Source organism: Gluconobacter japonicus (assembly GCF_015244665.1).
GTDB lineage: Bacteria > Pseudomonadota > Alphaproteobacteria > Acetobacterales > Acetobacteraceae > Gluconobacter > Gluconobacter japonicus.
Genome location: NZ_JABCQN010000001.1, coordinates 52,581 through 74,448, shown reverse-complemented (window position 1 = coordinate 74,448; position 21,868 = coordinate 52,581). Strand labels below are relative to the sequence as shown.

The window sequence follows — 21,868 nt, the reverse complement described above, 5'->3', positions numbered from 1 at the left end:
TTGAGAAAAATAAACAACGATTGTTGACTCTTTATTACAGACAGATCGAAATAGATTTTAACTTTTCAGTAACGATTCTGAACAAGACCATTCCTCAGAAGGTATTCCGTCTATGACGTCCACTCTTCTCATTAATGAATTCATGTTCAACCCAAGCCCATCCGGAGATCCGAACGAATTTATTGAAGTAAAGGGCGACCCTGACACAGATTACAGTGAATGGTCTTTGATCGTTGTTGACGGAGATGGTTCGGTTTCGGGCAAAATTGACAATGTTTTCCAGCTCGGAACCACCAACAGTTCTGGATATTGGGTTACCCCATATCAGACGAATGCTTTACAGAACGGGACGCAAACTGTCCTTCTGGTCAAGAATTTCACTGGCAAGGCTGGCGATGATCTTGATACCGCCAATGCTGGCACGTTCACATCCACTCCCTGGTCTGAAATCGGTGATACGATCGCTGTATCGGACGGGGGCAGTGGCGATCTGACTTATGCCAACGCTCCAGTCCTGACTGGCAAGATCATTGCCGGCGCCTCACGCATTCCAGATGGTACCGACACGAACAGCGCCTCTGACTGGACCGCGGATGACCCGTCTCTGGCCGGAATTTCGGGATATGGTACCACTGCTGCTGCCGGAACCATTCTCGTGACTCCCGGCGCAGCAAACGATGGAACTACCAGCGGCGGCTCTTCCGGCACGGATGATGGCTCCTCTGGGTCTGGCACGGGATCTGGTTCAGGGTCCGATACGGGCTCGGGATCAGGCACCGATACCGGCACCACGACCCCCACGGCTTTGACCATCCAACAGATCAACGGAAACGGTTATTACAGCCCCGTCGCGGGCAGCAGCGTCACAACCACAGGCGTCGTGACGGCCGTTGATACAAACGGCAGCATCGGATTCTGGATCCAGCAGTCCAGCAAAGACACAAGCAGCGTCGGGAGTACCGGCCTGTTTGTTTACGCCGGCAAGAATGCCACATTGCCAACTGTTGGCACGACCGTTTCCGTCACCGGCACAGTGACGAATTATTCCGGTACATCATGGAGCAAATCCCTGACACTGCCGGAACTCAATCTGGTCTCCTACACAGACACAGGCGCAGCCTACACGGCAATTTCCCCAACCGTGATTGGCCAAGGCGGTCTGACCGTTCCCGCGGCCTCCTATCTTGGCGATCTTGAACAGGCGATTGACCTCAACAAGAGCACAGCCACCATCAACCCTGACACCAACGCTCTGGACTTCTACCGTAGCCTCATCGGGCAGGTCATCACGCTGCATGATGTCGTAGCGACCGGTGCCACAGCGTCCAACGCCACCTGGGTCGTGCCAGACAACGGCAATGGCCTCCTGACACCAACCGGTGCACTCCAGAGCACCGAAAGCAGCATCAATACCCAACGCGTCGAGATCTACTATGACAGCGGCGTCACACCTGGTTCGGCCATCAGCGCTGAAGTCGGAGACAAGCTCGGGGACATCACAGGCGTCCTGACCTACTACAATGGCGTCTATGAACTGATCCCAACCACACAGGTCACGGTTATTCACACCGAGACGGAAAAGCCGGTCACGAGCTTCCACAAAGACGAGCAGAACCTTCTCGTCAGTGACTACAACATCGAGAATTTTAACGCCCTTGATCCGGCCAACGCGGACCGTCTGGCACAGGTCGCCAAGATCATCGTGCAAAATCTCGACAATCCTGACGTTCTGGCCATTCAGGAAATCCAGGACGACAGCGGCACCACGAATGACGGCACCGTCAGCGCAGAACAGAATCTTGCCGCTCTGGTCAAGGCCATCGCCGACGCAGGCGGTCCAACCTATTCCTGGGCACAGGTCGATCCGGCGAACGGTACGCAGGGCGGTGTGTCCGGCGGCAACATCCGCAGCGTGTTCCTCTACAACGCAGACCGCGTCACGCTGAAGGAACCCGTCACCACGATCGGCAGCGAAGAACTGAGCGGAACGTTCAAAAACACCCGTCTGCCACTGGTTGGAACGTTCGAGTTCAACGGCAAGGACGTCACGCTCATCAACGTGCACCTGTCCTCACAGGCCGGAAGCTCGGAACTCTACGGCGCGACCCAACCACCCGTGAACCATGGCGGCACGACCAGCACGGTTAACAACCGTATCGCTCAGGCCCAGTACATTACCAACTACGTTCAGAACCAGCTTTCCAGCGATCCGACAGCGAAGATCGGTATCCTTGGTGACTTCAACGACGTAGCGTGGAGCGACGCCAACAAGGTCTATGCCAACGCCGGCCTGACCGACATGGAAACCAAGGAAGACGCGAGCAACCGCTACACCTACATCTATGAAGGCAACGCCCAGTCCCTCGATCACACGATCGGCACGGACGGATTTGCCAATGCAGGCCAGTTTCAGACGCTCCATATCAATACGGGGCAGCTTGACGCAGAATCCGATCATGATCCGTCCCTGACCCTGCTGGAAATGACGGATTACAGCGCCACAAATGGTGCTGCCCTGTCTGACGTCGCTCTGACAAACAGCCAGACCGCAGCCGTCCACAGCGGCAGTACGGCTTCGAACATCAGCGTTGGAGATGGAAGCCAGCTTGCGCTTTATGCCGGCAGTACGACCCAGAACATCCGCCTCGCCAGCGGCGCAAAAGTGGACCTCCCGGAACTTGCCTGGTCCAACAGCGCGACGGCAACCCTGACCGATCCCTCCACGCTGGAAATCTCCAACGGCACCGACACTTATACGATTGCCCTCGACAGCGATTACGCCGCCGACTTCTTCACGCTTCAATCTGACAGCACCGGCGGCACGCTCCTTCTGGCAGAAGGCACACCCTGCTACTGCCGCGGCACACTGATCCGCACGGAACGCGGTGATATTCCGGTCGAACAGCTTGAAGTTGGTGACCTGATCCAGACGCGCTCGAACGGCCTGCGCCCCATCCACTGGATCGGCCACCGCAGCTATTCCGGCACGTTCGCCAATGGCAACCGCGATATCCTGCCAGTCACCTTCCGTAAGAGATCGCTCGGCAGGGACCTTCCTGAACAGGACCTGTCCGTCTCCCCGCTCCATGCCATGTATCTGGACGGCGTGCTGATCCCGGCTCTGTCGCTCGTGAACGGCACCAGCATCGTGCAGGCCGAGCGCATGGATGAAGTCGCGTACTTCCACATTGAACTGGAAAGCCACGACGTCATTTTCGCGAACGGCGCAGAGTCTGAAACCTTCGTGGACGACAGCTCGCGCGGCATGTTCCACAACGCCGCCGACTACAGCGTGCTCTACCCGAATGCAGAGCCGGTTCCGGCTCAGTATTGCGCCCCGCGCGTTGAGGAAGGCGCGCTGCTGGCCGCCATCCGTAGCCGTCTGAACGCCCTGTCTTCTGACGCCCGCACGGCAATGAACGATCTGGAAGGCTATGTGGACGTCGCAACCCATAGCCGTATCGAAGGCTGGGCACGCGTTTCGGGAAGCGTGAAGCCTGTCCGTCTTCAGATTGTCGACAACGGGGTCGTTCTGGGCGAAATCCTGGCGGACAAGGCTCGCCCGGATGTTGGCGCAGCCTGTGGCTTCCGGTTTGACATTCCGGGTGGATTATCGCCACTGGTGCGTCATGTCCTCGAAATCCGCCGCGTCACGGATGGTGCTGCCCTCGGCAACACGCCCTGGATGATGGACCAGAAGGAACAGAAAGCCCCACTGGCCATCGTAGCAACTGCTCCGGTCGAACCTCTGGACGGCTGCATCGACATCGCCACCCGCAATCGTATCTCCGGCTGGGTCACGAACCCAACGGCTTCTGAAGACCCCGTAACGCTTCAGATCGTGGATAACGGTGTGGTTCTGGCCTCCGTTCTGGCCAATGGTCGGCGCCCGGATGTCGCAAAAACGGGCCGTCCTTTGCTCTGCGGGTTTGATGTCATCCTGCCAGGTGGCCTCTCCCCCCTGACACGCCATGTTCTGGAAGTGCGTCGTGAAAGCGATGGCGCCCTCCTCGGCGCGCCGCAGGTTCTGGAAGCCGTCGGCATGTTCGACGCGGATATGGAGCAGACCGTCGCCCGCGCTGTCGAAGCAGCCGCGGACGAACAGGCTGGCGATCAGGTTCTGTCCTTCCTGCTGGGTCAGGTCGAGAAACTCCGCCAGTCCCGGGCGCAGGCCATCAACGGCCTGACGGATCAGGCGCTCAACGCCACACGCCGTCGCCGTGGCATGAAAACTGTCAGCGCACCACAGCGCAAACGCGCTCTGGTGATCGACAGCCTGCGTCCGGATGCAAAGCGGGATGCAGGATCGCAGGCCATTCTGTCTCACATGGCTGCACTGGAAGGTCTGGGATACGACGTCTGCTTCATTGCGGCAGACCAGATGACCCTGACCACACGTCTGGAAACGCTCCCGACCGTGACTGTTCAGGGCGCACCGGTCTTCGCATCCGTCGAGGATGCACTCTCCCGCCAGAAAGACAGCTTCGACGTTGTGTATCTGCACCGGGAAGACGTCGCCACGCGCTACATGGCGCTTGTCCGTCGCAACCAAAGCAAGGCCCGCGTGCTGTATAGCGTGGCGGATCTGCACTTCCTGCGTCTGGCCCGTCAGGCCGCCATTCAGGGACGGCCCGAACTGATGGCCAAGGCCAATCAGGTTCGGATCGCGGAATATCGTGCCGCTCTTCAGGCCGATGCCGTGCTGACGCATTCCCAGACCGAAGCCGCACAGCTTCGCAAGGATCTGCCTCAGGCGAATGTGCATATCGTGCCCTGGGCTGTGTCGCAGGCCACTTCCGAGACCACAAACCGCAATGGCGTGCTGTTCGCCGGCAATTACGCCCATGCTCCGAACGGTGATGCCGCCCGCTGGCTGGTTCAGGACATTATGCCAGCCGTCTGGGCCATGGACCCGACCATCACCTGCACCCTCGTAGGCGCAGACATGCCGGACAGCATCCACGCACTGGCCAGTGACCGTGTCCGCGTTCTGGGGCATGTGCAGGATCTGGGTAGCGTTCTCGGTCAGGCACGCCTGAGCGTTGCACCGCTGCGTTTCGGTGCAGGAATCAAGGGTAAGGTTCTGGAAAGCCTGTCCGCAGGTGTTCCCTGCATCATGACACCCGTTGCAGCCGAAGGCCTGAGCCTTCCGAAGAGCCTTCAGCCGCTCGTACAAACGACAGCAGAAGATCTGGCTCGCCAGATCGTCGCGCTGCACACCGCCGAAGACCTGTCGGACGTTACAAACGTGGGACGGGCCTACACACAGGCAATATTCTCCGAAAAGGCCGTGATGGCAGCACTGAACAACGCGCTGGACCAGAAGGCTGCCCTTCGCGAGGCAGGCTAAACACCCCGCGGGGGAGACAGCAGGTCCATCCATCGGGCCATGACTGTCTCTTCCTGAAACTCTAATGCTTTGCGGCGGGCCATGGCAGACATGGTCCGCCGTTTTTCTGTCTGCCCCATCAGAGACAGAAGCGCTTCGGCCAACGCGTGAAGATCACCCGGCTGAACCAGAACTCCACTCATGCCGTCTTCCACGATCTCCGCCGGCCCGGTTTCACAATCGAAAGACACAACCGGTAGCCCGGCCGACGCTGCTTCCAGCAGAACCATGGGAAGCCCTTCATAGCGGGAAGAACAAACATACAGTCCAGCCCGCCGATACTCCGCTTCAATCTGATGCGTGGCCGGAGCCAGCGTCACGCGCGACAATCCCTGAGTGGCCTGAAGCAAAAAATCCCGCTCAGGGCCATCCCCACGGATCAGCAGAGACCAGCCTGCACTGCGGGCATCTGCTTCCACCTTCGCCCATGCCGCCAACAACAGGTCGTACCCCTTCTGTGGTGTCAGTCGGCCTACCGTCAGAACAGTTCGGGAGGTCTCATCATAAGGCGTTCGCCAGACAGGAGGTGCCATGTTGGGGAAGACGACCAGAGACGCCCGAACGGCCCGTCCTGCCTGCCAAAGTGCCCTGTCCCGAGCCGTCAGAACAACAACATCATCAGCCCATCTGGCCGCGATCTGCCGCCCCCAGACCCGTTTGCGACGCCCGAGCGTAATGTTGAAATTGAAGTGCTCCCAGACGATGCAGCGACATCCGGCCAGACGGGCTGCTGCTACGCCATACAGAGCATGTGTGGCTTCCACGACAACCAGTGTGTCGATGCGGTTACGCTTCAGATAGCCCACCAGTCTCTCAACAATTCGGGGCCAGGAATTGAAAATTTTTACCGGCTTTTCAAACAGGGATTTTACGGGAATTCTGTCATCCAGCGGAAAAACGGGTGGGCCGTTTCCCACAAGTTCCAGCAGATGAACCGTCACATCCCGCTGAACAAGTCCGTTCATCACCGCACAGGCAGAGCGCTCGGTTCCGCCTGTTGCATTAATATGTTGGATGACAAAGGCGCACCGCATGCGGGATGGTCTACCCCATTCAACTCAAAACGCCTAAGAAACAGAGATGACGATTTCACCTCAAACCCTCTCCACCGACGTCGCAATTGTTGGCGCCGGTCCAACCGCCCTCTTCGCAGCTTTTGAATGCGGAATGCTCAAACTGAGCTGCGTTCTGATTGACGCACTCGACAGCATTGGCGGCCAATGTGCGGCCCTTTATCCGGAAAAGCCGATCTACGACATTCCGGCTCACCCTTCCATTGAGGGTGGCGCACTGATCGACGCTCTGGACAAGCAGATTGCCCCGTTCGACGTTCCGCGTTTGCTCGGCTCCCGCGTGGAAACCCTGACGGGCCATCGTGGAGATTTCACGCTGACAACAGCGCGTGGCGACACGGTAAAAGCCAAGGCTGTCATCATCGCAGCCGGCGCGGGGGCGTTCGGCCCGAACCGTCCGCCGCTGGATGGACTGGAAGCCTACGAGCAGACGGGTGCCGTTCAGTATTACGTCAAGAAGCGTGCTGATTTCGCGGGCAAGACAATCGTTGTCGCCGGTGGTGGCGATTCCGCGCTCGACTGGGCTCTGTCCCTCTCCGAAGTGGCCGAGAAGATCTATCTTCTGCATCGCCGTGACCGCTTCCGCGGCGCGCCGGAAACGCTGTCCCGCATCGAAGAGCAGATTGCCGCCGGACGCATCGAGAAGGTCGTCCCCTACCAGCTTCATGCCCTGCACGGTACAGACGGGCAGCTTTCCGCCGTTGAGGTCACCACACTCGCTGGCGACTCCCGCCATCTGGAAACCGATACGCTCCTGCCGTTCTATGGTCTGTCCACCGATCTTGGCCCGATCGCTCTTTGGGGACTGGATACGCACCGCAACACGGTACCTGTCACGCCAGCCACACTGGAGAGCAGCACACCGGGCATTTTCGCCATCGGCGACGTGGCCACATATCCCGGCAAGCTTAAATTAATTCTTCAGGGATTTTCGGAAGGCGCGATGGCAGTTCATGCCATCCACGCCATAGTTCATCCGGATACAGCCCTGCACTTCGAATATTCCACCAGCAAGGGCGTTCCGGGCTGAAAACCGGGGGTAGACAACCGTTTCCGCTGGTGCTGATCTGATCGGTACCAAATCGAAAAAACGGTTTTCTACCAATCGGAAAGCAGCAGAACTGTCATGAAAATCATCGTCATGGGCGCCGGTGTCATCGGCGTCACAACCGCATGGTACCTCGCTCAGGAAGGCCATGAGGTTGAAGTCATTGACCGGCAGCCTGGCGTAGGACTCGAAACATCCTTCGCCAATGCTGGTCAGGTCTCCCCCGGATATTCAACACCGTGGGCCATGCCGGGTCTGCCGTTCAAGGCTGCCAAATGGATGGTGAGCAAGCATAGCCCGCTTGTTATTCGCCCGCGCTTTGATACCGCCATGTTCCGCTTCATGGGCGAACTGCTCGCGAACTGTTCGGAAAAAGCCTACGATATCAACAAGAGCCGTATGCTCCGGATTGCGGAATATGCCCGCGACAAGATCGACGCCCTGCGCGACGAAACCGGCATTACGTATGACGGCGACCAGAAAGGTCTGATTCAGCTTTTCCGGACAGACGCGCAAGTCGAGCATGCAGCCGAAGACATGCGTCTTCTGGCCGAAAGCGGCATCGACCATCAGCTTCTGAACGTCGATGAAATCATCTCTCATGAGCCAGGCCTGGCCCATGCCCGCCATCGCCTGCGCGGCGGCCTGCGTCTTCCGGGCGACCAGACCGGTGATGCCCATCTCTTCACACGCCGCCTCGCCGCCATGGCCGAGCAGAAAGGCGTAAAATTCCGCCTTGGCACGAACATCGAAGCCATTGAGGCCACCAGCGATTCCATTCTGAGCATCCGCACGAGCGCAGGCCGCCTCAAGGCGGACGCATATGTTCTCGCACTGGGAAGCTACTCGCCTCGCCTGATGAAGCCGCTTGAGTTGCGTCTGCCGATCTATCCGGTGAAGGGCTACTCCCTCACCATGCCGATTACGGACGAGAGCCGTGCACCGGTTTCGACGGTCAATGACGAAACCTACAAGGTTGCCATCACGCGCCTCGGGGACCGTATCCGCATTGGCGGCACGGCTGAACTGACAGGCTTTAGCCTGCGTCTTAGCCCGGACCGTCGTGAAACGCTGGAACTGTCCTTCAACGAGATGTACGGCGGCGGCGACCTCTCTGCTGCACGCTACTGGACAGGCCTGCGCCCTTGCACCCCCGACGGCACACCCATCGTTGGCCCAGCACCGCGCTATGACAACCTGTGGCTCAACACAGGTCACGGAACTCTTGGCTGGACGATGACGGCAGGTTCAGGACAGATCATCGCAGACCAGATTTCTGGCCGCCAGACAGCGATCCCATCACTGGACCTGTCTCTCGACCGTTATCTGTAAGTTTCCTGTCTCTCGGCAGGGGCGTTCACGCCTTCGCCGGGAGGAAATTTTCTTGGATTACCTGCGTCCAAACGTTGAGCCGCAGTGCAGCTCTGACAGTCAGGCAGATCGCTATTTAGCGGCTCGCACACCCTGATGCGAAACCCTCCGCCCTGACAATGCACTCTCTGCCACAGAGTTCTGCCGGAAAAACAGTCGCCTTGTAGTCCAAAAACAAAAAAAAACGGGGCCAGCTCGAAAGCCGACCCCGTTTCCATCACACTCACCCCACCAAAGTGGGGCTCATCCTGAAAATCAGTTGGACGGTGCTTCAGCATCCGTCGGAGCAGACGTCTCAGCAGCAGCCTTCTTGTGCTTCTTGTGATGCTTCTTCTTGTGGTGGTGCTTCTTCTTGCTCGTCGTGTCCGTAGCCGTTGCAGCATCCGTGGCGGCAGGAGCAGCCGGAGCAGCAGCTTCCGGAGCGGCTGGCGCTGCAGCAGGAGCTGCAGCCGTCGGGGCCGTGGTGGTTTCTGCTGGAGCAGCAGGGTCAGCGAAAGCCGGCGCAGCCGTCAGGGCCAAAGCGGAAACGGCAGCGATAAGGGAACGGTTGAAAAGGCGCATCTGAGAACGAAGCTCCAGAAAACTGAAAAACGGACCACGTATCAGAAAAACCGAAGTGGCCATGCTTCGAAACTAGCACCAGACAACGTATTCGTCGCGCATTAACTTTTTGAAATTTCAGGGTGATAGCGGCTTGTCTTCGTAAAGACGCCTCAATTCCGCCAAAGTCTCGATCAGGACTTCCTGACTTCTTTCCTACGACTCTCGAACAAAAAAAACGCGCACCGGAAACCCGATACGCGCTCTTTATGCTTTTCCTGAAAAGAAAGATCAGGCTTCGCGGCTCTTGGAGGCACGCTTACGCTCGTTCGGATCCAGGTAACGCTTACGGATACGAATGGCGGACGGCGTCACTTCAACCAGTTCATCGTCTTCAATGTAGGCGATGGCCTGCTCAAGGCTCATGCGACGCGGCGGCGTCAGAAGCAGAGCTTCATCCTTGCCGGAGGCACGCATGTTGGTCAGCTTCTTTTCACGGACAGCATTGATGTCCAGATCGTTCTCGCGGGAATGCTCACCCAGGATCATGCCTGTGTAAATCTTCTCGCCAGCGTCCACGAACATCGTGCCACGATCCTGCAGAGAGAACAGGGCGTACTGCGTCGTCTGACCATCTTCAGCAGAGATCAGGGAGCCGTTACGGCGACCTTCGATCGTGCCAACATATGGGTGATAACCATCGAACAGACGGTTCATGAGGCCCGTGCCGCGCGTGTCGGTCAGGAACTCGCCATGATAACCGATCAGACCACGGGACGGGATCAGGAACGTCAGACGAACCTTGCCACCACCGGACGGACGCATGTCCTGCATCACGCCCTTACGCAGGGACATCTTCTCAACGACAACGCCGGAATACGGCTCGTCCACGTCAACCAGAACTTCTTCGAACGGCTCTTCACGCTCGCCCGTCTCCGGGTTCTCGCGGAACAGAACGCGCGGACGACCGATCGTCAGCTCGAAGCCTTCACGACGCATCGTTTCAATCAGAACGCCAAGCTGAAGTTCGCCACGGCCGGCAACTTCAAAGGCTTCGCTTTCCGGGCTTTCCGTAACCTTAATGGCCACGTTGCCTTCGGTTTCCTTGAAGAGACGGTCACGGATCTGACGGGACGTCACCTTCTTGCCTTCACGGCCACCCAGCGGACCATCGTTGATACGGAAGGTCATGGACAGGGTCGGCGGATCAACCGGGCGGGACGGCAGCGGCTCGCTGATGGACGGATCAGCAATCGTGTCAGGAATCGTCGCTTCGGACAGACCGGCCACGGCCACGATGTCACCGGCTTCGGCTTCCTCAACCGGCACGCGGTCCAGACCACGGAAGGACAGCAGCTTCGTCAGACGACCGGTTTCAACAACCGTTCCGTCCGGACGCAGCACGCGCACCGGCATGTTCACCTTCGCACGACCCTGGTCGATACGACCCGTCAGGATACGGCCAAGGAAGTTGTCGCTCTCGAGAATGGTGGCAACCATGCCGAAAGGCGCATCCTTGTCGACGTTTGGCGTCGGGACGTGGCGCAGAACCAGATCGAACAGCGGGGACAGGTCCTTCTTCGGTCCGTCCAGTTCCAGATCTGCCCAGCCCTGACGGCCAGAAGCATACAGCATCGGGAAGTCGAGCTGGTGCTCGTCAGCGCCGAGGGAGGCAAACAGATCGAAGATTTCTTCGTGCACTTCGTCCGGACGCGCATCGCTACGGTCGATCTTGTTCACGACCACGATCGGACGGATACCGCGGGCCAGAGCCTTGCCCAGAACGAACTTCGTCTGCGGCAGCGCACCTTCAGCGGCGTCAACGAGGATGATCGCGCCATCCACCATGCTCAGGATACGCTCGACTTCGCCACCGAAGTCAGCATGGCCCGGGGTGTCGATGATGTTGATGCGCGTCTCTTTCCAGACAACGGACGTGCACTTGGCGAGAATGGTGATACCACGCTCGCGTTCGAGGTCATTGCTGTCCATCGCGCGATCAGCAACGTGCTGGTTCTCGCGGAAAGAGCCGGACTGCTTGAGGAGCGCGTCAACCAGCGTGGTTTTGCCATGATCGACGTGCGCGATGATGGCGATGTTACGGATTTCCATGTGGTCTTCCAGACGGTGCATCGAAGATAAGAATTTGCGCCGTCTTCTGCACCGAATCCCGCGAATATGCAAACTCTGTCGCAGTCTTTTCGCATAAATCACGACTTGAGCATGGACGGAAGCTGGTCCAAATCATCAGAAAACACTGTCTTTTCGCGAGTAGACTCCATCATGTCCAACACGACACCAACCGGGCCATCCGCCCCGGGAACCGATGCCCTGAGCCAGCTTGGCCGCAATACGCCGGCTGCGAGCTGCCCTGAAGAAGCCGTTCTGGAACGCGTCCCCTCCCCGCATCAGGGCCGCAAATATGTTGTTCGTTTCACGGCACCGGAATTCACGTCTCTCTGCCCGGTCACAGGCCAGCCGGACTTCGCACACATCGTGATCGACTACATCCCGAGCAAATGGATCGTGGAGAGCAAATCCCTCAAGCTGTACCTCACCAGCTTCCGCAATCATGGTGCGTTCCACGAAGACTGCTCAGTCGCCATCGCAGAGCGTCTGGTGGAACTGCTTGATCCGGAGTGGCTGCGGATTGGCGCCTACTGGTATCCACGTGGCGGCATCCCAATCGACGTGTTCTGGCAGACGGGCGAGCCACCCGCAGGCGTGTGGATTCCGTCCCAGGATGTTCCGGGCTACCGGGGTCGCGGCTGAGGCATGACAGAAGCGGCTGCCATTGCCCGGTCGGGCGGTCCTGTCACTCAGGCACGCCTTACGGTCGATTTCAGACGACTGGGCCTTGAGCCCGGCATGACTGTTCTGGTCCATACCGCCATGAGCCGGATCGGCTGGGTGTGTGGCGGGGCCAGAACCGTGATCGAAGCCCTATTTCAGGCTGTAGGGCCGGAGGGCACGATTGTCATGCCAGCCCAATCCTCGGAACTCAGTGACCCTGCCGGATGGTGCGAGCCATCGGTCCCTCAGACCTGGTGGGACACTATCCGGGCAAGCATGCCAGCGTTCGATCCTCGCCTCACGCCCACACGCGGCGTGGGGACTGTGGCAGAAATGTTCCGCACCTGGCCGGGCACACGCCGGAGCCTGCATCCGCAGGTTTCTTTCAGCGCTCACGGCCCCCTTGCAGCAGAAATCCTCTCCAGCCAGCCCCTTGAAGATCCATTTGGCGTCATATCCCCTCTCGCTGCCCTGAAACAGGTTGGCGCATCCGTTCTGATGATCGGGACAGGCTGGGAAACCTGCACGGCACTTCATCTGGCAGAACGTCTGGCCGATCCACAAGGACCGACTTTCGAGGACGCAACGGCCATTCTGGTGGAGGGGGAACGCAGATGGGTCCGTTTCCGGATGCCGCACACAGATGTAGACCGCTTCCCGGCTCTGGGCGCAAAACTGGACGGACACCCAATGCTGCGCCATGGCCATGTCGGGGCCGCGTCTGCTCGCCTCTTTCCAATCGATCAGGCTGTCAGCATCGCCGTACAGTCATGGCGTGAACGCGCTCTTACACCGTAAGGGCGGCCCCCATGATCTGACGCGGCCGCTTTTTAAGCGCAAGAACCATCAGGGCAATACCATAGAGCAGCGTCACACTCTCCAGACCCGGATGCAGCACTGATCCAGACGTCAGGGAACGCGCCATGTCTGTGATCGGGATCAGAAGTGTCAGAAGACCTGCAAGACACAGTAGCGACCCGATACTGCGCGTACCGCCCAAACACATCGCGACCAGAAGACAGACCAGAAGCACTGCATAAAACAGAGCTTCCACAGTCTGGTAATGGCCACCTTCGGGAAGGAAAGGCGTAGCGGCCAGCACGGCAGAGATCCCGCTGACACACCCGATCATGCAGCCCGCAGTCAGCACTGACAGACACCGTGTTCCGAAACTGTCTGCAGTCAGCCCTTCAGAACGCTCTCGCCGTCGACGCGCTGAAAGCCAGAGTTGGTTTCCAGAATAAAACAGAAACGCACCTCCAAAACCCAGAACAGCGTAAGTCCAGCGGACCAGCCACCCTCCGTAAGTCCCGAAATGCAGCGCGTAAATCAACGTCAGGGCCTGGAATGCGGATGTCTGATGGTTGGGAAGAAAATCCGTTGCGATCAGACGACCGGTGTAAGGATTCATATCTGCGTATCCTCCCTCCGGCCGACGCACGATCTGTGCCTTGCTCTGCACCATAACTCTTAGGGAAAGTTTTCCTCCCCGGCTGGAATAAACCAGCGCATCAGCCTCAAGATCCGGAGCCTGCCTGTTAAAAGCCTCCACAATGGCCGTCGGCTCCAGCGGAAGCTGTGAGCCATGATCGGAGTGGACACGACCTTTCGCCGACTGATGAACCGCAGCGGGAAGGAACAGGGTTTTTTCCAGCGCCATAATCGGCTGCTGAAACGCAAACCCCGCAGCGGAAGCTGCCATCACGATATGAAACGGGAGCGAGCAAACCCCAAGAAGCGTGTGAAAATCGAGCCAGACCCGACGCAGAGTCTCAGTCATTCGCAGAGCGAAAAGATTACGGACCAGAGAGGGCAGCAGAACAATCGTGCCAGACACCAGGGCCACTGCATACAGAAGCGCCACAATACCCATGACGAGCCGTCCATATTCCCGGTTCAGGGGCAGACCAATACGCTGATGGAGGATATTGAGAAAATACAGAGCCTGGGAAGGCGTGCGCGTCCGGGTAACAAGGCGACCATCCGAAGCAAGTCCCGCATAAATGGTCCGTGCCGGACCGTGCTCCTTTTCAGAAGATGTCGTCCACATGAGACTGGAGGGGCTGGCAGCGTCGGGATGCAGCACCAGCGTGTAAGCAGTCGCCATGGACGGGTCAGAAGCCTGCGCCTTCTGCACCAGCTCAGACAGGCTTTGGACAGGAACGGGAGCAGGAAGTTTTGATGTTTGGGATGCCCAGTTTTCTAGCGGCAGTTCAAACATCGTCATGCCACCAGCATAGAACGCAATGAACAGAAACAGGCCGGCCATGATGCCCGCCCAGCTATGGACGTTCCGGTAAAGCCGGATGATATCGCCACGTATCTTCATGCCATGAGGCCATGCAAAAAAAAGAACAGCGCCCACACGCTTCCGTTCAGCAGAGCCAGAACAAGCCATGCCTGCCGAGAGGAGCGGAACAGGAATGAAAACGCCACCAGAAGCCCCCAGACTGGCCCCGGAAACCAGCGCAGAAGCTGCGATGTGACGGTTTTAAACTGGGCATCCGCGTGAAAGAGCAGACCCAGGACCCCGAGCAAACCGCAAGCCAGTGCGGCCCCCAGAACAAGCCCTGCCATCACTTTTCCAAACCAGCCTGAGCCGTCCAAAGGCTTCTGCTGAACGTCAGTCTTCACAAGAGACGCCCCTGTGTTCTGAAAACCGCGACCAGGAATGGCACGAGCATACTACTCAGCATCAGAAGCGCCCCCACGGCCAGACATGCTGCCAGAACATGCAGTTCCTGAGCCATGACCGCGACAGCCAGAAGAAGACATCCTCCTCCCGGCAACACTCCTTGTCCCGCTGAAAGAGGGTGGCGCAACAAACACTGGGATGGCGCGGACAGATAGAACAGTCCGGCCGCCAGGGCCGTCAGGGCTACAGACAGCAATTCAAACGCCACGAGTCAGTGACTCATAACAGAAGGAAACGACCTGCCCCGATTTCCGGACACAAAGGTCGGATCACAGACAGGCTGCAACGGAACGGCCACTGATGGGGCTGTCAGACAACCCGTCTGTCCAAAATACAAACCAGATTTCCCATGGCTTTGGGGAATATGCCAAAGCCTCGACAGGCAGCCTCGCTCTACGCGTCTGACATCAACCAGTTCACAAGACAGCCCCGGAAACACCTTTCTACGGGAAATAAGATACGATCTGACCCGCACCACAGCTTCTCCGAAAATCGAGCTGCGACATAACATTAATGATAATTATTCTCAACAAAAAAGTAAAAGAAATCCCCTTTGATTCCCTTCACTTTTTCAAGCCACTAGCGAAAGGCAAAAAGCCCTTAAACGAGGCGCACGATTACGCCTCGATTCCCAATTGTCCCTGAAAATACAGCAACGGCGCTTCATCCCGGACTGTGATGCTGGTAGGGCGCGCCATAAAGAGCGCATGCGTCCCCCCCTGGAACGTCTCGACAAGCTCACAATGCATCTGCACCAATGCGCCCTCAATGAAGGCCGTACCGTCTTCCGCACGTACCACAACATCGGAGCCGAATTTGTCGGCCGTGCGGCTGGCAAAAAGCATGGCCACATCCTTGTGGCTGTTGTTCAGGATGCTCAGGCCGAAACGACCAGCCTCGGCAATCGCCTTATAGGTCGAGCTGCCACGATGCAGGCAGATCAGAAGCAACAGCGGGTCAAGGGAAACTGACGTCAGGGCGCTGATGGTCGCACCCTGCTCCCCTTCGCTTCCCTTGGCCGTCACAACAGCGACACCTGTTGCAAAATGGGACATGGCCCGGCGAAAGTCCTGCTCATTCAGTGTCGTCATGACAACTCTCCTGCCATCGTCGGAATCTTTGATCCCGGCACCCTTACAGGAGAACTCCGACCCTCACCAGAACCCCAGCGGAAACATCCCGTCTCAGAAGCGTGCCGTCATGGGATGGGCGCCCATACGCCCGTCTTCCCTATCCAGCGCCGTAATGGCAGCCATATCAGCATCATCAAGAGAAAAATCGAAAACATCCAGATTTTCAGCCAGACGCTTCAGGTTTGCCGATTTCGGAATCACGATAAATCCGCTCTGCAAGTGCCAGCGAATAATGACCTGCGCCGGCGTTCGCCCAACGTGACGGGCAATCGCACCAATGGTCGCATTGTCCAGAAGCTGCCCCTTCCCGAGCGGACGCCATGCCTCCGTGCGGATGTTATGCTGTTCGTTAAAGGCCCGAACCTTTTCCTGCTGAAAGAATGGATGAAGCTCAATCTGATTGACCGCCGGCACCACACCTGTGGCATCCATGATCCGCTCCAGATGCTCAGGTTCGAAATTCGATACGCCAATGGATTTGACGCGTCCATCTTTCTGCAGGTCAACAAGTGCTTTCCAGGTCTCGACGTACTGTCCCTGTTCCGGCATAGGCCAGTGAATCAGATACATATCGAGAACTGGCCGTTTTAGCAGGCGGCAACTTTCCTCGTAAGCACGGATCGTGCTGTCATACCCTTGTTCGTCATTCCAGACTTTTGTGGTGACAAAAACATCCGGCGAACCAGCAAGGCCTTCGCCAACACCCGCCTCATTCTGATAGAGCCGGGCTGTATCAACAGAGTGATATCCAAGCTTTATCGCCTCACGAACAACATGAGCCGTCTCTTCAGGAGGTGTTTTCCAAACCCCAAGACCGAGCTGCGGAATAATGCATCCGTCGTTGAGGGTAATACGCGTCTGATTATCCATGTAAGCAACCGGATCAATCATGAAAAACTCCTTGCCGAGTATCTGTGCTTTTGACCAAAACGCCTTTTCGTCGACCCCGGTTCAGACCTGTTCGAGCAGATGATGGAGCTTGCGAAGCAACGCATCCGTACTGAACGGTTTGACCAGTAACGCACACCCAGGTTCCAAAAGCCCTTCATCCAGAATATTTTGCTCGGCGTATCCGGTAATGAACAGAACTTTCAGACCCGGAAATTTCTCCCTCATTCTGGCCGCAAGCTGCCGACCATTCAGTCCACCTGGCATGCCAATATCCGTAATCAGCGCATCCGGACGGAGAGCAGGAAGACGGTCCGCAAGTTCCATCGCGGAAATTGCATCCTCAGCCGTCAAAATCCTCGCACCCAAGTCTCCGATGACGTCACTGACAATCAGTCGAACAGCTTCTTCATCATCCACAATCATGACCAGCTTCCCGGACATCCAGGGTGGGCCACCCAGCGTCATCACGGAATTGGTCTCAACAGCCGAGACGTGCCCAGAAGGCCCATCATATCGCGGCAGAAAAAGACAGACGGACGTCCCCTGCCCAAGCTGGGACTTTAGAGATACGCCACCGCCAGACTGGCGGGCGAAGCCATAGATCATGCTCAGCCCCAGCCCCGTCCCCTTCCCTAACGGCTTGGTGGTAAAAAAAGGATCGAAAGCCCGTTTCGCTGTTTCTTCAGCCATGCCACAACCATCATCTTCCACCTGAAGCAGGACATAATCCCCAGGGGGAACGCCGACTTCATGTGCAGCGACATTTCCCAAAGTGGCATTACTGGTTGAAATCCGAAGCAGGTTACCTTTCTCCTGCATGGCATCTCGCGCATTAATGCAGATGTTCAGAATGGCATTTTCAAGCTGATTAGCGTCAATCCGTGTTGTCCAGATTTGCGGAGCCAACGTAAAGCTGAGCGAAATGGCTGGTCCGACACTGCCTTGCAACAGGGTTTCCAGACCACTGACCAGTTCATTGACATCTGTCGGCACTGGATCAAGTGGCTGACGACGCGAAAATGCCAACAAGCGATGCGTCAGGGATGAAGCACGACGAACGGCATCCTGCGACGCTGTGAGATAACGCTCCAGACCAACTGTCCGACCCTGCGACAGGCGCATCTCCAGAAGTTCAAGACTCCCACCGATCCCGGCAAGAAGATTGTTGAAATCATGCGCGAGACCGCCTGTCAGCTGACCAACAGCTTCCATTTTCTGGGACTGGCGCAGTTGTTCCTCCAGATCATTACGCTCGGTAATGTCGCGCCCTACACCATAGATACTGTCGCCTTCATTATTGAAGTTCCAGTTGTAGATCCGCCACGTCCCGTTGCGATGCAGCATCCGGACATCCAGCCCAAGATCAGACCAGGACGAACTTTGATGCGACCGGTCAAAAGCCTCACAAACCGCAGCCTGATCGTCGGGATGACACAACGCATCAATCCGCAGACCAATCAGCCCTTCCTGCGCATAACCCAAGGCCCGCAACCAGGATGGACTGACAGCAAGGTAGTGCCCACTCCGGCTGATGATAACAAACAGATCCTTGGCAATCGTCCAGAGGCGATCACGTTCCCGCGTGCGCTGGCGGATACGTTCCTCCAGCATCACATTCATTTCCCGAAGCTGCTGCTGCGTCTTGGCCTGACGCATGGCAGCATGGGTGCGGTCCGCAACGGCGCGGGTGAAAACAATTTCCTCTTCAGTCCAGACATGGGGAACGGACGCATAAACACACATCACACCAACAAGACGTCCGAATTTGAAAAGCGGGACATTCAGGATGGCACGAATACCCAAAGGCCCGAACCGCTCCGACCGCCCTGCCGTCATCGGGTCCTGCTGCACGTCGGCAATGGCAATTGTCCGGCCCTGGGCCAATAACGGCCCATAATCTCCATAATCCCGAAAACTATGGAAACCCCGAACAGACACACGCTGCTGGAGATTGATGCCTTTGCCCAGACCCGCTGTTCCGGCAGGACCGATCAGCAGACCGGTGCCCGCTTCATCAACAGCGCCATAAGCCGCACAGGACACAGCAAGCTCCCGACACAGAATGTGTGCGGCAACGCCTTCCATTTCATCTGCAGTTTCCAGCGCACGCAGACGATCACCAAGCTCGACAAGCGCGATCTGCCGAAGCGACTGCCGTTTGCTCTGGTCAATATCGAAAACGATACCCGTAAACCGGATCGCTCGCCGCTCATCATTCAGATCACAACGCCCGTTACCCTCAAACCAGCGAAGACCGCTCGGCGTCTGAACGCGGAACTCAAAGTCACATTTGCCTCCCATCCGCAGGGCTTGTGTTATGGCCTCGGCAACAGAGGCGCGATCATCCTGATCGATCGCATCATAGAACGCGGTAACCGGTACACCCTGCTGAAGGGCCTGAGTATCCAGCCCCAGGGTTTCTGCCAGTCGAGCATCCCCAATCACCAGACCGGAGTTATCGTCCCAGACCCAGGTTCCAGCGATGGCTCCAGCATCAAGCGCAAGCTTGAGCCGCACCGCGGACTGGTTCACTTCCGTCAGGTCGCGCCCGATCGCCAGCAGTTTCTGGACAACTCCCTCTTCATCAAAGACCGGCGTGATAGCCACATCCCAGAAGCGGCGATTGCCCCGCATCGTGGTTGCATACCCCTGGAAACGACCGGTCTCACCCGCAATCGCAGCATTGACGGCCTGCACCGCCCGCGCCCGTGCCTGTGCCCGCCAAAGATCAACCCATGGAATACCGTGCAGGATAATCGGACTGTCCAGTTCCATGGCGCGTATCCCGCCTTCGTTGACAAAACGAATACAGCCTTCGCGATCAAGAATATGAATGCAGTCTGGAGAGCTGGACAGAAGCAGCCGGGTAAATGCCTCGCTGGATCGCAAAGCTTCAGCAGTCATGGTGGCATTCGACAGATCGACAATAACCCCGACGCAGGACAGCTCCTCTCCGGCTGTCTTCTCATCATCCATCCAGGCACGCATAAGCAGATGCCGAACCATGGTCGGGCCATGCTCATGTGAAACAATGATCCGAAAACGGAGTTCGCAGCTTCCTTCCTGAAGGAGCTCTTCTTCCGCAACGGTTTCGTAGGCTTTCCGGTCCTCGGGATGAAGGCGGCTGTAGAAAGTCTCCAGGGACAAACCATGCGCCATCTGCGCGGAAGGCACGCCCCAGATCATTGCAAAACGCTCATCCCCGGAAACGGTACGCTTCACAAGATTGGCCCGGAAAAAGCCCATTTCTGCGGCTTCGGCCATGCGTTTGACGCGACGCTCCAGCCTTCTGAGCTGATCCGCCATGACGACCGGGGTCCGGTCCGGTTCAGGTCTGAAAATGTCCTGCGCGTATTGCTCACACAAGGCACGAACATTCTCCAGACCTGAACCGGCCTGACTGACACACAGCCACACTTCCGGAGAGCCCGTATGAACAGACAAACGACAGGTCGAGGAGGATTTTAGAGAAGATTTCAGAACTTCCAGACGGGTCTCATCCCCCGCAGAAGCCAGAAGCCATTCCTGCCCACGCGCCTGCGCCAGAAGAAGAGCCGCACCACCGCCAAGAGTGGCGGCGAGCGCGAGGCAATGATTGATAGAGGACGTCTGAAAAGCCGCGCGGGTCTGACGCATTTCCGAAGACAGAAGTCTTTCTTCGTTGGCCAGTTGTCCCTCTTCGCTGCTCATCATGCATTTCCTCAGTCAAGTCCTGTCCATGGACAAGACAGTACTGCCCTTCAGTCTAACAGATCTAGGTCGGGACGTCCTGTGACCGTATGCGTCCTTTGGCACAAATCCCATGCGACTTTGCCGGGGGTAAGACGTTTCTGCCGTCACGAACATTTCATTAACAGGAGATTTCATCATGCTGGGTCTTGATCTGAGCGGCAGAACAGCCCTTGTGACCGGCTCTACCGGCGGGATTGGTCTGGCCATTGCCCGTCGACTGGCAGAAGCCGATGCCACGGTTATTCTCAATGGCCGCAAACAGGATACGCTCGACGGCGCTCTCGAGACCCTGCGGGCGCATGTTCCTGGCGGGAACTTTCGCAGTGTGGTTGCGGATGTTGGTACGGCGGAAGGCTGTGATGCCCTGGTCGCTGCAGAAAGCCAGGTGGATATTCTGATCAACAATGCGGGCATTTTCGGCCCGAGCGACTTTTTCAAAACGACCGACGAAAGCTGGCAGAAGCTGTTTGAGGTCAATCTCTTTTCTGGAGTACGCCTCGCCCGTGCGTACATGCCAGGAATGAAAGAGCGGAACTGGGGACGCGTTCTGTTCATTGCCTCTGAATCCGCGTTCAATATCCCTGTTGAAATGATTGACTATGGCGTCAGCAAAACAGCCATGGTGGGATTGGCGCGTGGACTGGCCAAGGACATGGCAGGCACAAATGTAACGGTGAATTCGATCCTGCCCGGCCCGACACTGTCAGAAGGCGTTGAAGCCATGCTGAAAGCTCAAAATCCGGAGAGCAGCCAGCCTGTTGCTGAACTGGGTACCGACTTTGTAAAAAAACATCGCCCCAGCAACATCCTTCAGCGCATGGCTACTGTGGATGAAGTGGCCAATATGGTCGTTTATGCAGCCTCGCCTCTTGCATCAGCAACAACGGGAGCCGCCTTGCGCGTGGATGGTGGGACAATCGATACGATCTGACGTTCCCAAACAGCGCATAAAAAAACCGGGCCTTTCAGGACCCGGTTTTTTTTTGGCTTCAACCGCGTCGGGCAGCGGCAATTTTCTGGTCAGTGCGATACTGGCTAAGTGCATAGACAGACCAGATGGCTGCCGGAATCCAGCCAATAACCGTTACCTGAAGGAACAGGCAGATGATCCCCGCAAAGGGGCGACCAATGGTGAAGAACTGAAGCCAGGGCAGAAGAAGTGCCAGAATAAGACGCATGAAATGTTCCTTTCCTTTTGACGGG

16 protein-coding genes are annotated in these 21,868 nt (G+C 57.4%); 6 read left to right on the top strand and 10 right to left on the bottom strand.

Features of this window, described 5'->3' with window-relative positions:
- Window positions 1-112: 112 nt before the first annotated feature.
- Complete coding sequence (locus HKD32_RS00320) at window positions 113-5,350, top strand: Hint domain-containing protein (protein WP_194257318.1); 5,238 nt, start codon at window positions 113-115, stop codon at window positions 5,348-5,350.
- On the opposite strand, the gene HKD32_RS00315 is transcribed toward HKD32_RS00320, so the two are convergent.
- Window positions 5,347-6,423, bottom strand: a complete 1,077-nt coding sequence (locus HKD32_RS00315) for a glycosyltransferase family 4 protein (protein WP_194257317.1) — start codon at window positions 6,421-6,423, stop codon at window positions 5,347-5,349. The two genes, HKD32_RS00320 and HKD32_RS00315, sit on opposite strands and share 4 nt — an antisense overlap.
- A 46-nt stretch (window positions 6,424-6,469) precedes the next feature.
- On the opposite strand from HKD32_RS00315, the gene HKD32_RS00310 reads away from it, so the two are divergent.
- Both HKD32_RS00310 and HKD32_RS00305 read left to right on the top strand, forming a co-directional pair.
- The gene (locus HKD32_RS00310; RefSeq protein ID WP_194257316.1) at window positions 6,470-7,492 is read left to right on the top strand and encodes an NAD(P)/FAD-dependent oxidoreductase; all 1,023 of its coding nucleotides are present in this window, start codon (window positions 6,470-6,472) and stop codon (window positions 7,490-7,492) included.
- Window positions 7,493-7,588: 96 nt separating this feature from the next.
- Window positions 7,589-8,842: a D-amino acid dehydrogenase gene (locus tag HKD32_RS00305; RefSeq protein ID WP_061930277.1), complete on the top strand. Its 1,254-nt coding sequence runs from the start codon at window positions 7,589-7,591 to the stop codon at window positions 8,840-8,842.
- 294 nt (window positions 8,843-9,136) lie between these two features.
- Here HKD32_RS00305 and HKD32_RS00300 read toward each other — a convergent pair whose 3' ends face one another.
- Entirely contained in the window at window positions 9,137-9,442 is a 306-nt protein-coding gene (locus tag HKD32_RS00300) for a hypothetical protein (protein WP_175266183.1), read from the bottom strand.
- A 270-nt stretch (window positions 9,443-9,712) separates the two neighbouring features.
- Window positions 9,713-11,533: a translational GTPase TypA gene (gene typA, locus HKD32_RS00295; RefSeq protein ID WP_023944660.1), complete on the bottom strand. Its 1,821-nt coding sequence runs from the start codon at window positions 11,531-11,533 to the stop codon at window positions 9,713-9,715.
- Between the two features lie 171 nt (window positions 11,534-11,704).
- On the opposite strand from typA, the gene queF reads away from it, so the two are divergent.
- Window positions 11,705-12,193, top strand: coding sequence for a preQ(1) synthase (queF, locus tag HKD32_RS00290; RefSeq protein ID WP_061930279.1), 489 nt, complete (start codon window positions 11,705-11,707; stop codon window positions 12,191-12,193).
- A gap of 3 nt (window positions 12,194-12,196) precedes the next feature.
- Window positions 12,197-13,012, top strand: a complete 816-nt coding sequence (locus HKD32_RS00285) for an aminoglycoside N(3)-acetyltransferase (protein WP_061930282.1) — start codon at window positions 12,197-12,199, stop codon at window positions 13,010-13,012.
- On the opposite strand, the gene HKD32_RS00280 is transcribed toward HKD32_RS00285, so the two are convergent.
- From HKD32_RS00280 to HKD32_RS00255, 6 genes are all read right to left on the bottom strand, one after another.
- Window positions 13,002-14,543, bottom strand: coding sequence for a PepSY-associated TM helix domain-containing protein (locus HKD32_RS00280; RefSeq protein ID WP_194257315.1), 1,542 nt, complete (start codon window positions 14,541-14,543; stop codon window positions 13,002-13,004). The genes HKD32_RS00285 and HKD32_RS00280 overlap by 11 nt on opposite strands.
- Window positions 14,540-14,848: a hypothetical protein gene (locus HKD32_RS00275; protein ID WP_234781749.1), complete on the bottom strand. Its 309-nt coding sequence runs from the start codon at window positions 14,846-14,848 to the stop codon at window positions 14,540-14,542. The genes HKD32_RS00280 and HKD32_RS00275 overlap by 4 nt, the downstream gene beginning before the upstream one ends.
- Entirely contained in the window at window positions 14,845-15,117 is a 273-nt protein-coding gene (locus tag HKD32_RS00270) for a hypothetical protein (protein ID WP_061930285.1), read from the bottom strand. Before HKD32_RS00270 ends, HKD32_RS00275 begins: the two co-directional genes overlap by 4 nt.
- 409 nt (window positions 15,118-15,526) lie before the next feature.
- Entirely contained in the window at window positions 15,527-16,000 is a 474-nt protein-coding gene (locus HKD32_RS00265) for a flavin reductase family protein (protein WP_010503848.1), read from the bottom strand.
- A gap of 93 nt (window positions 16,001-16,093) precedes the next feature.
- Entirely contained in the window at window positions 16,094-16,933 is an 840-nt protein-coding gene (locus tag HKD32_RS00260; protein WP_061930289.1) for an aldo/keto reductase, read from the bottom strand.
- Between the two features lie 60 nt (window positions 16,934-16,993).
- Window positions 16,994-20,626 (bottom strand): PAS domain-containing protein, encoded by a 3,633-nt coding sequence (locus tag HKD32_RS00255; RefSeq protein ID WP_194257314.1) that lies wholly within the window; start codon window positions 20,624-20,626, stop codon window positions 16,994-16,996.
- A gap of 175 nt (window positions 20,627-20,801) precedes the next feature.
- Between HKD32_RS00255 and HKD32_RS00250 the strand changes: the two genes are divergently transcribed.
- Window positions 20,802-21,596, top strand: a complete 795-nt coding sequence (locus HKD32_RS00250; protein ID WP_082905310.1) for an SDR family NAD(P)-dependent oxidoreductase — start codon at window positions 20,802-20,804, stop codon at window positions 21,594-21,596.
- Window positions 21,597-21,654: 58 nt separating this feature from the next.
- Here the strand turns inward: HKD32_RS00250 and HKD32_RS00245 are convergent, their stop codons facing one another.
- Complete coding sequence (locus HKD32_RS00245; RefSeq protein ID WP_061930297.1) at window positions 21,655-21,843, bottom strand: YqaE/Pmp3 family membrane protein; 189 nt, start codon at window positions 21,841-21,843, stop codon at window positions 21,655-21,657.
- Between the last annotated feature and the right edge of the window lie 25 nt (window positions 21,844-21,868).